This is a genomic window from Parasphingorhabdus sp. JC815 (assembly GCF_040717415.1).
GTDB lineage: Bacteria > Pseudomonadota > Alphaproteobacteria > Sphingomonadales > Sphingomonadaceae > Parasphingorhabdus.
This window is the reverse complement of sequence record NZ_JBFEFM010000006.1, coordinates 178,540-191,691: the sequence shown is the minus strand read 5'-3', so window position 1 is coordinate 191,691 and position 13,152 is coordinate 178,540. Positions and strand designations below refer to the sequence as shown.

Annotated in this window: 12 protein-coding genes; 5 read left to right on the top strand and 7 right to left on the bottom strand. The window is 53.0% G+C overall.

Annotated elements, in window-relative coordinates; genetic code table 11:
- Positions 1–109: 109 nt before the first annotated feature.
- The 4 genes from AB1K62_RS13675 to tsaD all read right to left on the bottom strand — a co-directional run bounded on the left by AB1K62_RS13675 (position 110) and on the right by tsaD (position 5,126).
- Entirely contained in the window at positions 110–859 is a 750-nt protein-coding gene (locus AB1K62_RS13675) for a hypothetical protein (RefSeq protein WP_367004333.1), read from the bottom strand.
- A 558-nt stretch (positions 860–1,417) separates the two neighbouring features.
- Entirely contained in the window at positions 1,418–2,920 is a 1,503-nt protein-coding gene (locus tag AB1K62_RS13670) for a lipopolysaccharide biosynthesis protein (protein ID WP_367004387.1), read from the bottom strand.
- Between the two features lie 179 nt (positions 2,921–3,099).
- Positions 3,100–4,089 carry an NAD(P)H-dependent glycerol-3-phosphate dehydrogenase gene (locus AB1K62_RS13665; protein WP_367004385.1) on the bottom strand — a complete coding sequence of 330 codons (990 nt, stop codon included), beginning with the start codon at positions 4,087–4,089 and terminating at the stop codon, positions 3,100–3,102.
- Between the two features lie 2 nt (positions 4,090–4,091).
- Entirely contained in the window at positions 4,092–5,126 is a 1,035-nt protein-coding gene (gene tsaD / locus AB1K62_RS13660) for a tRNA (adenosine(37)-N6)-threonylcarbamoyltransferase complex transferase subunit TsaD (RefSeq protein WP_367004331.1), read from the bottom strand.
- A 41-nt stretch (positions 5,127–5,167) separates the two neighbouring features.
- Between tsaD and hemC the strand changes: the two genes are divergently transcribed.
- From hemC to AB1K62_RS13645, 3 genes are all read left to right on the top strand, one after another.
- A complete protein-coding gene (gene hemC, locus AB1K62_RS13655; protein WP_367004329.1) occupies positions 5,168–6,118 on the top strand; it encodes a hydroxymethylbilane synthase in 951 nt (316 codons plus the stop codon).
- Complete coding sequence (locus tag AB1K62_RS13650; protein WP_367004327.1) at positions 6,119–6,802, top strand: uroporphyrinogen-III synthase; 684 nt, start codon at positions 6,119–6,121, stop codon at positions 6,800–6,802.
- A 96-nt stretch (positions 6,803–6,898) separates the two neighbouring features.
- Complete coding sequence (locus AB1K62_RS13645; protein WP_367004324.1) at positions 6,899–7,873, top strand: hypothetical protein; 975 nt, start codon at positions 6,899–6,901, stop codon at positions 7,871–7,873.
- A gap of 73 nt (positions 7,874–7,946) precedes the next feature.
- On the opposite strand, the gene AB1K62_RS13640 is transcribed toward AB1K62_RS13645, so the two are convergent.
- Positions 7,947–8,363: a thioesterase family protein gene (locus tag AB1K62_RS13640; protein WP_367004322.1), complete on the bottom strand. Its 417-nt coding sequence runs from the start codon at positions 8,361–8,363 to the stop codon at positions 7,947–7,949.
- Positions 8,353–10,425 (bottom strand): S9 family peptidase, encoded by a 2,073-nt coding sequence (locus tag AB1K62_RS13635; protein ID WP_367004319.1) that lies wholly within the window; start codon positions 10,423–10,425, stop codon positions 8,353–8,355. The genes AB1K62_RS13640 and AB1K62_RS13635 overlap by 11 nt, the downstream gene beginning before the upstream one ends.
- A gap of 178 nt (positions 10,426–10,603) precedes the next feature.
- On the opposite strand from AB1K62_RS13635, the gene AB1K62_RS13630 reads away from it, so the two are divergent.
- Positions 10,604–12,385 (top strand): aminopeptidase P family protein, encoded by a 1,782-nt coding sequence (locus AB1K62_RS13630; RefSeq protein WP_367004383.1) that lies wholly within the window; start codon positions 10,604–10,606, stop codon positions 12,383–12,385.
- A gap of 86 nt (positions 12,386–12,471) precedes the next feature.
- Positions 12,472–12,957 (top strand): thioesterase family protein, encoded by a 486-nt coding sequence (locus AB1K62_RS13625; protein WP_367004316.1) that lies wholly within the window; start codon positions 12,472–12,474, stop codon positions 12,955–12,957.
- 6 nt (positions 12,958–12,963) lie between these two features.
- Here the strand turns inward: AB1K62_RS13625 and AB1K62_RS13620 are convergent, their stop codons facing one another.
- On the bottom strand, positions 12,964–13,116 hold the full coding sequence (locus tag AB1K62_RS13620) for a hypothetical protein (RefSeq protein ID WP_367004314.1): 153 nt from the start codon (positions 13,114–13,116) through the stop codon (positions 12,964–12,966).
- Positions 13,117–13,152 lie beyond the last annotated feature (36 nt).

Here is a 13,152-nt window from a genome sequence, read left to right as displayed (position 1 = left end):
GATAACTATAGTTGGCTATCATGATCTGCCACTGATTGGGAATAGCAGGGTTTTAAAGTCTGATTTCGACTATTCTGCGGACGTCGAGAATATTTGTGGTAATATCCGATTACTCTTGGCTAGCGGCCTGCGATCCTTTCATTTTTCGATGGAAACGCAGGCTTACTCCACCGGTGGGCTTGACGTAACTGATGATTAAGTCGTTGTCCTCGATTGCAAGGTCATATCGCTGAATAGCTATGTCTGAAGCGTTGATGAAGTTCATTTCGGAAGGAAACGACGGAATCAGGTTATATTTGACCAATCTCCCATCGGTATAAGACGCGTAAAACGCAGCGTCTTGCGTTCCATCACTGACAATTTTCCAACTCGTGAGGCCATCGGCGGTGCCTTCATACTTAGATGAGATAGTACCGACTATCGAACCATTCACTGCAAAACGAACACCCATGTCGGTGGCTAGCACCCCGCGGCCATTCTGCCAGTCGCCAACAAGTCTTGCTACCGGAAGTTTTGTCAAATTCGCTGGGGTCCTCGGAACAAAGGCCGCTCGTGGGTCTAACTTATCCAAAAAAGAACGAGCCAAATTCTTTGCGGCAGCGACGCCTATCGCTCCGTCTAAGTCTTTTACCACATTTGCCACGAAACTATCATATTCGTTCTGGCACGCAGTCTTTACGTCTTCAGCATCTTTCTCACTAAAGCTATCTTGTTCTCTACGCTCATGGACACCCGTGGCAATGCAGGTGGTATAGGCCATCATACCTGTCTGCGTCTCAACGGAATAACGTTCGTCATGTGCGTCAAACTGCTCAACTTGCGATGCAGTTTGTGCCATCAGAATTGCAGCTAGAATCATTGAACATCTTTTCAAGAGTTTGTGGTAGGGATGGCGCGATCCTATCGAAAGACTTGAGGATGGCAAGTAGTAGTCTGCAAACCAGCCTCTCGCGGTCATTCGACTTGATTAAATGGAAGTAACAGCAAATAGTTGGCAACCGGCCCAATTGCCGAAATATATAAATGTGTGTCTAGTATACTGATGCGTCTAATTTTGATTCTTGGTGTGTTGCTAATCGGTTGCTCAACCCCTCCTGTGGGAAAAGAATGCAGGCAACAATTTCATGGATCGTGATGGCTTTTGTCGCGAAGTATTCGTCACTAAATGGATTAACGTTAAGCTATGTTCTAACGGCTTTGATATGCTCCGCGAGTGTTTGGACAAATGACCGCTTTTCACCCACAAGCAATCACTATGGTGGCTTAAGAGTTATTACTAGTGACGACAATTTAGCGCCGGTATTTATCCACGCGGCCTAGCGGGATTCCCGCCTACGCGGGAATGACGAGGGGGGCGGTATGGATTTAAGCCAGTAAAAGCCCATGCCTCCGCGCGATTGCATCACCGCAAAACCGCTCAATCCTTCATCTTGAACAATTTGCGGTCTTCCGGTCCAAATCCCCATTTCCAGATGACCCACGCATAGCTGCCCAATATCATCGGGATGCCGACAATCAGTTCCGCCCATTCGGGTAAATGGGTGGCGAGATAGCCGACAGAACCGGCGACCATCATCGCGATGACCAACGACCAGCGCCAGCCGTTAACCGGCGCGTGGAGCAGCTTTGACAGCAAAATAGCCTTGACGATCGAAGCATAGGCCAGCGCAACCAATAATGCAGCGGCCACGGCAGCAGCCTGATAAAGCGGGGACAAGCCCATCCGCATTGTAATCTGGATAAAGGCGACGCTTAGGGCCGCTTGTAAGAGCAGCATCGAGAGCGAAATCAGCAGGTTACGGTGCCGGGCGACATAGACCAGTGCCGATTCGCTGACCACGGCAGTTGCGGCTACGGCCTCTGCGGCTAGCAGGAAAGCCAGTGCGCCGGTGCCGCCGACAAAGCCGGGACCGACCAGTCCCATCACTGCTTCACCGGGAATGGCCAGAGCAAGGGCAATACCGGCCTGTGCAGCGATGATCCAGAAACCGACTTGACTGACCTGATTGGCGATAGCCTTCATATTACCCGCTTCCAGATTGCGGGTGATGACCGGCCCCAATATGGGGTCAAAGCTGGTTTTCAGCTTTTGCGGCAAGCTGGCGACCTGTTGCGCGATATAATAGACGCCAACAATTGCAGGGGAAGCAAACAGGCCAAGAATCGCAAGGTCCAATCGCCGCGAACCCCATTCTGCCGCATCGGCAGCGGCCAGCGGCATGTTCCGGCGAGCGAGCCTTGCAATGGCAAGCGGCCTGGGACGCCAGCCAAAGGGCAGGCCATAGCTTTTGAAAAACGGCCATAGTGACGCGACCAGCGCCGCTATCATGGAAACGACATAAGACAGGATCAAGCCGTCCCTGAGCGAATAATAAGAAAACAGAAAGGCGGCGATGCTGATCGTCCATGGCTCGACGATCGACCGGGCGCGGACGGTGGATGCGATATCATAGCGGTAAGCCAGCGCAGCCAGCGCGATATCCGCGCCGGCTATGGCAAAAATGACCAGCGGTAAAAACCGGTCGAAACCGTTTATTTCGCTGTTGGGAAACATGATTTCGGGAACCAGTATCAACAATAAAGCCGCTAGCATCGAAGCAAACAGGCTGACCAAAAGCCCGTCCCAAACGACATGGACATGGGGGCGCCCAGTGCGGCTAAGCTGTTCGGCCAATCCGCGTTTCAGGCCCAGCGTTGCGAGCTGCGCCGCAAATTCGACAATCAATATGGCATAGGCAAAACGGCCCAAAGCCGCTGCCCCGTAAATGCGTCCCGCGATGAACAGAAACGGCAGACGCGCCGCCAGCCGCAACAAAAAACCGAATATATTGGTGCGGCCCCCTTTGGCCAGCGCGGCAATATCTTCGGTGTTTTCATCCTCCTGTCCCGTTTTGGCAGAGGTGCCATCAACAGAGGGCATCGCCTCGCCACTCAAGGTTCCGGACGGTCCGCCTGAAGGTGCTGGACCGGAAGATTTCGGGCCGGAAGATTCAGGGTTGGTCAAAAAATATGTCTCCGGCTGATAAAGCGGGCCATGAAGCGGGAATAAAATTACAGCGCACGGCTTTACCGCACTCAAACCGGCTTGTCATCTTTTGGCTAGCGTTGTTCGGATACCAGAGGGCGGGTCATGAGCTGTGAAGCGACGGTTCGGGAATCGGTTTCGCCCGCCAATAACGCGCAAACGGCATCGACAATTGGCATATCAATGCCTCTTTCCGCCGCGTCACGCTGTAACACCGGAGCGGTGAACGCCCCTTCGGCCACGGTGGTTCTGTCCGATAACAGGGCTGCTGCTGATTGGCCTTCGCCAAGCCCTTTACCAAGCGAGAAATTGCGCGAACTGGTCGATGAACAGGTTAGCACGAGATCCCCCAGACCGCATAAACCGGTCAGGGTCTCCGCTCGCGCCCCGCGTGCCGCGCCATAGCGCAGCATCTCCGCAAAGCCCCGGCTGATAAGGGATGCACGGGCATTCTGGCCAAGGCCGGCGCCCTCTACAACGCCGCAACCGATGGCCAGCACATTTTTGACCGCGCCGCCAATCTCTGCGCCGATGATATCATCCGAGAAATAAGGCCGGAATGTCGGTTTTGCGATCAGGGGGTAAAGCCTCTCCCACGATTTTTCGGAATCGCAGGCTAGCGTCAATGCGGTGGGCAGGCCCTGGGCAACTTCATGGGCAAATGTTGGACCGGAGAGGACCGCCAGCGGGTTGTCGGGGCGGACCTCCTGGACAACCTCACTCATCAATTGCCCCGTCGCTTCTTCGATGCCCTTGCTACACAGGATCAGCGTGGTGTCGTTATTGGTCAGCGCCGCAATACTGGCACGCAGATGCTGGGCGGGGGTGACAATCAATAAAGCCTCGCACGTCTCCATCTCATCCATAGAATGTGTCGCGCGCACATTATGCCGTAAAGGATGGCCGGGAAGAAAGGTCCGGTTTTCGTGGCTGTCATTAATCTGCGCCACAACCGCATCCTCACGCGCCCAAAGCAGTAATTCATCCTGCCCTTCCGAGAGAACCTGCGCTAAAGCTGTGCCCCAGGCTCCTGCACCGATGATGCCGATTTTTGCTTTTATCATGCTCACGCTTTTACTCCTGCCCCGCGAACTTTTTCTGCATCCCGATCCAGTGGCCAACGCGGACGCGCAGCAAAATCCAGCGGGTCGGTCAATCCTAATGCGAAACGTTCGGCACCTGCCCATGCAATCATCGCCGCATTGTCGGTGCAGAGCCAGAGGGGCGGGGCAGTGAATTGCATGTTATAATCACTGGCAAGCTGTTCTAGCATGGAACGAATGGAGACATTGGCGGCAACTCCTCCGGCGACGACGAGATGCGGAGCTGCGCCGTGGTCCTCTATGGCTTTCTCCAGTCGGTCTTTCAGGCAGTCTACTGCTGCTTGTTGGAATGATGCAGCAATGTCCTCCGGCCTATGCTCGCCGCTCTGAAAGGCGCGGACGACCGCGCTTTTTAAGCCCGCGAAAGAAAAATGCGGTTCTTTTGATCCTTTTAGGGGGCGTGGCAATGGCACGGCTGTCGCATCGCCAGCTTTGGCCAGCGCCTCCACTTTCGGCCCGCCGGGATAGCCGAGACCCAATATTTTGGCTGTTTTGTCAAACGCTTCTCCAGCAGCGTCATCAATGGTCGTGGCCAGACGGCGATATTGTCCGGCCCCGTCGACGCGTAAGATCTGGCAATGCCCGCCCGAGACTAGCAACAGCAAATATGGAAATTCCAGATCCGGATTGGCAAGGCGCGGGGACAGCGCATGTCCTTCCAGATGGTTGACTGCGATCAAGGGCTTGTCTGCTGCCATGGCAAGCGCCTTGCCGGTTACCAGACCCACCATGACCCCGCCGATCAGTCCAGGCCCGGCGGTGGCGGCAATCGCATCAACCTCACCCAGTTCCAGATCAGCTTCCGCCAGCGCCGCTTCGATTAACGGAGTAATTATCTCTGCGTGGGCACGAGCCGCGATTTCGGGCACAACGCCGCCAAAAGGAGCATGCGCCTCTTCCTGCCCCGCCAGCTTGTGTGACAATATCCTGCGATCGGACGTGACCAACGCCGCTGCTGTCTCATCGCAACTTGATTCAATTCCCAAAATTATGCTCATTACCCTTTAACTTAATCCATGGGGGGATTAGGGCAAGTAATATGACAAAGAATAACAAACCGGACATACTGCCTGGTATTGATCGGCCTTTACGGATTGGCACACGTGAATCGCCCCTTGCGATGGCACAAGCAAAAATGGTGGCTACCAAACTGCTCTCAATCCATGGCTGGCGCCCGGATATGGTTGAACTTGTGCCGATAGTCGCAACCGGCGACCGGATACAGGACCGCGCTTTGGCGGATATTGGCGGTAAAGCGCTTTGGACCAAGGAACTTGACTGGGCTCTGCATGAAGGGGAAATCGACTGCGCGGTCCACAGTATGAAAGATGTCGAGACTCTGCGCCCCGATACATTGATTATTGCAGCGATGCTGGAACGGGCAGATACGCACGACCGTTTGATTGGTGCAGGTTCCATAGATGATTTGCCACAGGGCGCGATTGTCGGCACGGCATCACCCCGGCGCAGGGCGCAATTGCTGTTACGCAGGGGCGATTTGGATATCCGGCTTATTCGCGGCAATGTCCACACCAGACTTGCCAAAATTAAAAATGGTGAATTTTCGGCAACCCTTTTGGCGGCTGCTGGTCTTCTCCGTCTGGGCATGGATGATATTGGCACCGACTTGCCCGATGATATTATGATGCCCGCTCCCGCGCAGGGCGCGATAGGTATCGAAACCCTATCCCGATCAAGCCATTTGCGCGGCGTGCTAAAGGAAATATCCCATCATGCCACGTTTCGCGCCATCATGGCGGAGCGTGCGTTTTTGAAAGAGCTGACTGCGGATTGTCATAGTCCGGTTGGCGCTCTTGCAACGGTTGACGGGATGAGGATAAAATTGCGTGCCAAAATATTAATGCCCGACGGGAGCGAAAATATCAGCAAAACTTCTGAATTTGATGTGGGAGATGTAGAGGCACCGGCTTTGCTTGCGCGCAAATTGCTTGGGGAAGCCAGCGAAGAATTAAAAGCGATCTTTTCTTAAATGTCGCGCTCGCTGCTAATTTTACGACCAATAGATGGCGCCCGGCGAACAGCTAAACACGCGGAGCAAATGGGCTTATCCGTCATTATTGATCCATTGTTTGAAATAGATCCGATGGATTGGACCCCGCCGCCTGCGGCACAGTTCGACGCCTTGCTGTTAACCAGCGCCAATGCGGTAAGCCAAGCTGGCAAGCGGTTAGAAGAATATAGAGAATTACCTGTGCTGGCAGTGGGAGAAATAACTGCGACTGCTGCGCTACAGGCGGGCTTGAATGTCGTAAAAACCGGAGACAGAGGGGTGAGAGAGTTGCTGGCGGCGCTCCCTGATGGTCAATATCAAAGGCTTTTGCGGCTGACCGGCAAACATCATATAGATTACACACCTCCTGAGCATGATATGACGCTCTGTCATGTATATCGGTCGCGGGCTTTGCCCCTGGGAAAAAAGGCGCAGGAAGCCCTGCGTCAGGGCCATGTAATATCGCTTTATTCACCCCGAGCAGGAAAAATACTGTCCAGCGAGATGGACCGTCTTGGTCTTGACCGGTCGGTAAACGATGTCGTGGCGCTGTCCCCCAATGTCGCTGAAGCTGTTGGTAGTGGCTGGAAAACTGTTCAGGCAGCGGAATGGCCAAATGACGATAGTTTACTGTCTTTGGCGAGCGCATTATGTCAATTATAAATCGTATATTATACTATCGGACTGATATCCGATATATGATCGAAACAGGCCATGGCCGTAATTGCAGAGCGCATAAGCAATATATAGGGAAATAGGATGAGCCGGGACTACGAAAAAACGACGTCTTCGGATGCAAAGAGCAATTTAACCCGGAATGTCCTGATTCTGATGGTTGTTGCATTTGTCGGCGGGGTAATCCTGACCGGCTGGATATTTTCGCGCTATGACCTGTTTGATAGTGGCAGCGAAGCGTCCGGCGCGGTGGTGGATAGGAGCACTGGCCAGATAAAGGTTGCAGACGATCCTGCGGCAGCATTGGCAAAGCGGATCAAGCCTGATGGAACTGTGATGCCACCGCCACCGGTTGAGTCTGTGCCAGACGAGATCCCGGCGCTGACACCGGACAAGGAACGCGCTCTGGCGGTGCGGGTTGCTGATCTGGAAGACCGTTTGGCGCGGATCAATGTTCAGGCGCAGGCGGCGTCCGGCAATGCCGCGCGGGCCGAAGGCTTGCTGATCGCCTTTGCAGCAAGGCGCGCGTTGGACCGCGGATCACCGCTGGGTTATCTCGAATCGCAATTGCGGCTGCGTTTTGGTGATGCCCAGCCCAAAGCTGTAACGACGATTATCAATGCCTCGCGCCAACCGGTAACGCTGGATGAATTATTGGCAGAACTGAATGATATTGGTCCGACATTGACGAGTGGATCATCAGGCAAGGGCTTTTGGACAGATTTCAAACGCGAAATGTCAGAACTGTTCGTAATCCGCCGGGAAGGCAGTCCTTCTCCGGTGCCGCAAAAGCGTTTCCAGCGTGCGAAACGCTATATCGAAAATGGCAATGTCGATGCAGCTATCGCGGAGATCGAAAAATTACCGGGTAGCGACAAGGGCGATGAACAGATTGACCGATGGATGGAAAAGGCCCGCCAGTATAATGAAGGACGCCGGGCTTTGGACGTCATTGAAACGGCGGCGGTATTAGAGCCGCAAAGATTAGGCGCACCCGGTGAACAGCGAGACGACCAGTCCTCGCCGCTGGCTGCGGTGGCTCCAATAGCTTCGCCGTAATTCTTTAGAGAAAATCTATATCATCTAATGTCACACAGAAGATGACGAAATCTTGGCTGTGCTCTAAATGGCATCAAGGCGAGAGAAACAGCTCTGCCAGTTGCTCTGGCACGCGAACAGGTCGCCCGCGTGTTTGATCAATTATGGCCCAGTTGGTTTTCGCTGAGACTTTTAATTTTTCATCCGGTCCGAAAAAGCTGACATTGCGCCAGAATCGCGCGCCTTTGGGTGGCTCGGATATCCATGTTCGCCCGGTCACGGTGTCACCTTCGCTGACGTTGCCGTGATAATCAATTTCATGCCGTGATACGACCCAGATATAGCGGTCGATATAGGCTTGCGGAGCTATGGCCTGCCAGTGAGCCGTGGCCATATCCTGAATCCAGCGGACCCAGACGGCATTATTGACGTGGCCCAGTTCGTCAATATCGTCGGGCTGCGCGACGATATTCAGGGAAAACGCCTTGGTTTTTTCCTCATTAACCGGCATCACTCATGCCCATCTGCCACAGAATGAAGGCATATTCCTCGGCTGTTTCCTGAATCCGGTTCCATCGGCCCGATTTACCGCCGTGGCCAGCGCCCATATTGGTTTTCAGGAGCAGGATATTATCATCTGTCTTTATCGCGCGTAATTTGGCCGCCCATTTGGCCGGCTCCCAATAAGTTACGCGCGGGTCGTTCAGACCGCCGGTGATCAACATGGGCGGATAATTCTGGGCGCTTACCTGATCATAAGGGGAATAGCTGCGGATATATTCAAACGCGGCTTTATCCGTGACAGGATTGCCCCATTCCAGCCATTCACCGGGGGTAAGCGGCAGGCTTTCATCCAGCATTGTATTAAGCACATCGACAAAGGGCACATGCGCGACGATCGCGCCCCATAGATCGGGATTGCTGTTGACGATAGCGCCCATCAGTTCTCCGCCAGCCGAACCGCCTGATGCACTGATACGGCCTTTTGCCGTATATCCCTTGTCGACAAGCCCTGTAGCAACATCGACAAAATCGTTAAACGTATTGGTGCGCTGCATCAGCTTGCCTTGCAGATACCAGTTCCGGCCCAGATCATCCCCGCCGCGGATATGGGCGATGGCATAGATGAAACCCCGGTCAACCAGCGACAGGCGCGTGGTCGAAAAACCGGGCGGCACAGCATAGCCATAAGCGCCGTAAGCATAGAGATGCAGCGGCGCGCTGCCGTCCAGCTTCGTGCCATTTTTATAAACCAGCGAAACCGGAACCATGGCTCCGTCACGCGCTTTTATGGTCAGGCGCTCTGTTGTATATTGGCCGGCATCATAGCCGGAGGGGATTTCCTGAATCTTGAGTGTTTCCAGACGCTTGTCTGCCAGATGATAATCGTAAATGGTGTCCGGCGTGACCATGGATTCATAACCCAGGCGCAATTTGCTAATATCATACTCGGGGTTGTCATCCAGTCCGGCACTATAGCTGGCTTCGGGGAAAGTAATGCGTTCGACCTTTTCCGGGTCTGAGTAAGACCGGATCTCGACCTGGTCCAGGCCATTTTCGCGGCCCTCGGTCACGTAGAAATCTTTGAACGCTGTCATGTCGGTCAGGTAAAATGAGTCTGATCCGGCGATTAAAGTGGTCCATTTGCCGGGATCATCCAGCGATGCTGTTGCCAGCCGGAAATTCACATGATTATCATTGGTAAGGATGTAGAGCGTATCGTCATGCTCTTCGACCGAATATTCCCGGCCCTTTTCGCGGGGGGAGATCAGTAATTGCTTGGCAGTGGGATTGTTCGCCGGAACCAAGCGCACTTCGCTGGTTTCATTATCACCCGTGGCAATGACGATGAACTTTTCCGATTGGGTCAGGCTGACGCCAACGGTGAAACCGTCCTGTGGCTCTTTATAAAGCTCAATGTCATTCTCGATCGGTGTGCCCAGAACATGCACACGGGCATTGTCGGTGCGCCAGTTTTCATTGGCAAGGCCATAGACGAGACTTTTGGAATCAGCTGACCAGACAAGGCTCGACAAGGTGCCCGGGATGACATCGGGCAGTTCCTTTGCGCTGGCAAGGTCGAGAAAATGAACCTCGAACCGTTCCGAACCATTATCGTCATAGGAAAAAGCGAGCAGCTTCCCGTCCGGAGCGATCGAGAATGCGCCAAGTCGGAAATATTCCTTGCCCTCGGCCAGGGCATTTTCATCCAGTATCAAGACGGGTTCGCCGCCCGCAACTGCTTTTCGATACCATTTTTTATATTGCGCGCCTTCATCAAAAGCAGTCCAGTAAAGCCAGTCGCCATCTTTTTGCGGGACGGAGCTTTCATCCTCCTTGATCCGCGCCTTCATCTCTGTGAACAATGTGTCGGTCAGCGTTTTTTGCCCCGCCATATTCTGTTCAAACCACTGATTTTCGGCTTTCAGATAATCGAGCACATCTTCATCATCGACTGTGGGATAATTTTGATCCCTTAACCAGTGATAGGGGTCGCTAATCGTGTATCCATGGCGTTCATACCTATGGGGCCTCAGCTCGGCGATGGGGGGATTTTTCAGTTTTTCTGTCATAATCTTTTCTGTTTCAGATTGCGCGAAGCAGGTGCATCAGCCAGCTTGATGAGCAGCAGGAGCGGCAACAACAGCTGTTTCATAACACCTCTTTTCCGTGAAATCGGTAGCGAAAATCGTCTGTAATACCTATGTGTTTGCTAACCAGCTAATTCAAGGAGTTTAACAGCCGATGTTGATGTCCACCTATGAAGCAAGGCTCGCTGCCTTGCGTGAGCAAATGGAAAAAGACGGTCTTGACGGTTTTGTCGTGCCGATCTGTGATGAACATATGAGCGAATATGTCGGCGATTATGCCCAGCGTCTGGCGTGGCTAACCGGTTTTGGCGGTTCGGCAGGTTCGGCAATCGTCCTGAAAGACAAGGCAGCAATGTTCGTTGATGGACGATATACGATTCAGGTGCGCGATCAGGTGGACGGCAACTTGTATGAATATGTCGGCACGGCGGACAAGAGCATGATTGACTGGCTGGATGAAAACGCACCCGAAGGATCAACTATCGGCTATGACGCATGGCTGCACACACAGGGCTGGGTGAAATCGGCAGAGGCAAAGCTGGCCAAAAATAATGCCAAATTAGCGGCGGTGAAATCCAACCCTATTGATAAAATATGGAAAGATCAGCCGGAACCTTCATTGATCAAGATAGACGTGCAGCCGGATGAATTTACCGGCCAAAGTGCCAGTGAAAAGCGGGCAGATATTGCTGCATGGTTGAACGAGGAAGGTCTTGACGCGACCGTGATCGCAGCGCTGGATTCAGTGGCCTGGGCCTTTAATATTCGCGGCAAGGATATTGACAATACCCCGGTTCCGCGCAGCTATGCGATTATCAAAGCGGACGGTAGCGCTGAATTATTTGTCGCACCTGAAAAACTGACCGACGAGGTCAGGGTCCATCTCGGTAATGCGGTTTCTTTGCGCGATTATAGTGATTTTCCAACTGCGCTAACCGAATATAATGAGCAAAGGGTCGGCGTTGATCCGGAACGCTCCGTCGCCGCGATATTCGGCCAGCTCGAAGGCGCAGGAGCCAAGATCGTCAAAAAAAGGGATCCGACGATTCTTGCCAAAGCGATTAAGAATGACACTGAAATATCTGGTCACAAAGCTGCGCAGAAGCGTGATGGCGCGGCACTTAGCAAATTCCTCCACTGGTTTTCTTGTGAAGCCCCAAAGGGCGGTCTTGACGAGCTGTCGGCTGCGGCAAAGCTGGCAGAGTTTCGCGGGGAATCGGACAAGTTGATGGACCTGTCATTCCGGACAATATCCGGTGCCGGACCCAATGGCGCTTTGTGCCATTATAGCGTGAATGAGGAAACCAATCGCAAGATAGAAACGGGCACGCTTTATCTGGTTGATAGCGGCGGGCAATATCGTGACGGCACAACTGATGTGACCCGAACCATGGCAGTTGGCGAACCAACAGACGAAATGATCAAGCGCTATACACAGGTTCTGCAAGGTCATATCGCTTTGGCGCAAGCCGTGTTCCCCGAAGGCACGACCGGCGGACAACTGGACATATTGGCGCGGCAATATCTGTGGGCTGACGGCGTTGATTATGCCCATGGCACGGGACACGGCGTAGGTGCGTATCTCTCAGTCCATGAAGGACCGCAGCGGATTGCAGCCTTTGGTGGTTTTAACGAACCGCTTGTCGCAGGGATGATTTGCTCCAATGAACCGGGATATTACAAAGACCATGCTTTTGGTATTCGTATCGAAAATCTGATTCTGGTGGAGCGGCGTGAAATCGCCGGGGCAGAAAAGGATATGCTCGGTTTTGAAACCCTCACATTTGCACCGCTTGACCGGCGCTTGATTGATCTGGCTATCTTGTCAGACAGCCAGCGTCAGTGGGTGGATGATTATCATGCACAGGTGGTTGATATTGTCGGGCCACAATTGAATGGCGATGCGTTAGAGTGGCTCAAGCAGCAGTGCCAGCCGCTATAGTATCCCATTGACTTATCATGTGATTATAGGGTTTCGTTTTTCCAAAGCGTTCAACTTATAACAAATTCAGGATTGAAATTACCGCAATGACAAAAGAATCTACCGACCCGCGTGCGGGTTTTCGTCTGATAACGCCTGTCCGGGTGCGTTATGTCGAAGCTGATATGCAAGGCATTGTGTTCAACGCCCATTATCTTGCGTTTGCCGATATCGGGGTAACTGAATATTACCGCGAGTTGGTGGCCGTAAATAGTGCTGACGGGCAGTCAGGGAAATTTATGGAGATGTTTGGCGGTGATAACTGGGTGCGCCATGCAGAGGTTGATTATCTGGCTCCGGCCAAGGCGGATGACATGATAGACATATGCTTGCGTATTACCCGATTTGGGCGAACAAGCTATTCCGCGCTGGTACATATTGTCCGCGGTGACACTTTACTTACCGTTGTCAAACTGACCTATGTCTGGTTCGATCCGGCGACTGGACAAGTAGCGCCGGTGGCACAAAAATTTATTGATGCAGTGATGGATTTTGAGCCTATCGCACCGGAACGGGCAATGGTTTCGGCATAGCTGGACTCAATCCGCGTCGTTATTACTCGGATTTTCTGCTTTCAAGTTCCTGTCCTGCGCTTTACGCCGCCGCAAATTGGCACGCAATTGTTCAGCAAGCCGCTGTGCTTTTTCGGCTTCTTTGCGTTGTTTTTCAGATGGGTGTTGCGGTGTGGGCATGCAGAGCATTTGCCAGCGATCAATCAAAAATGCAAC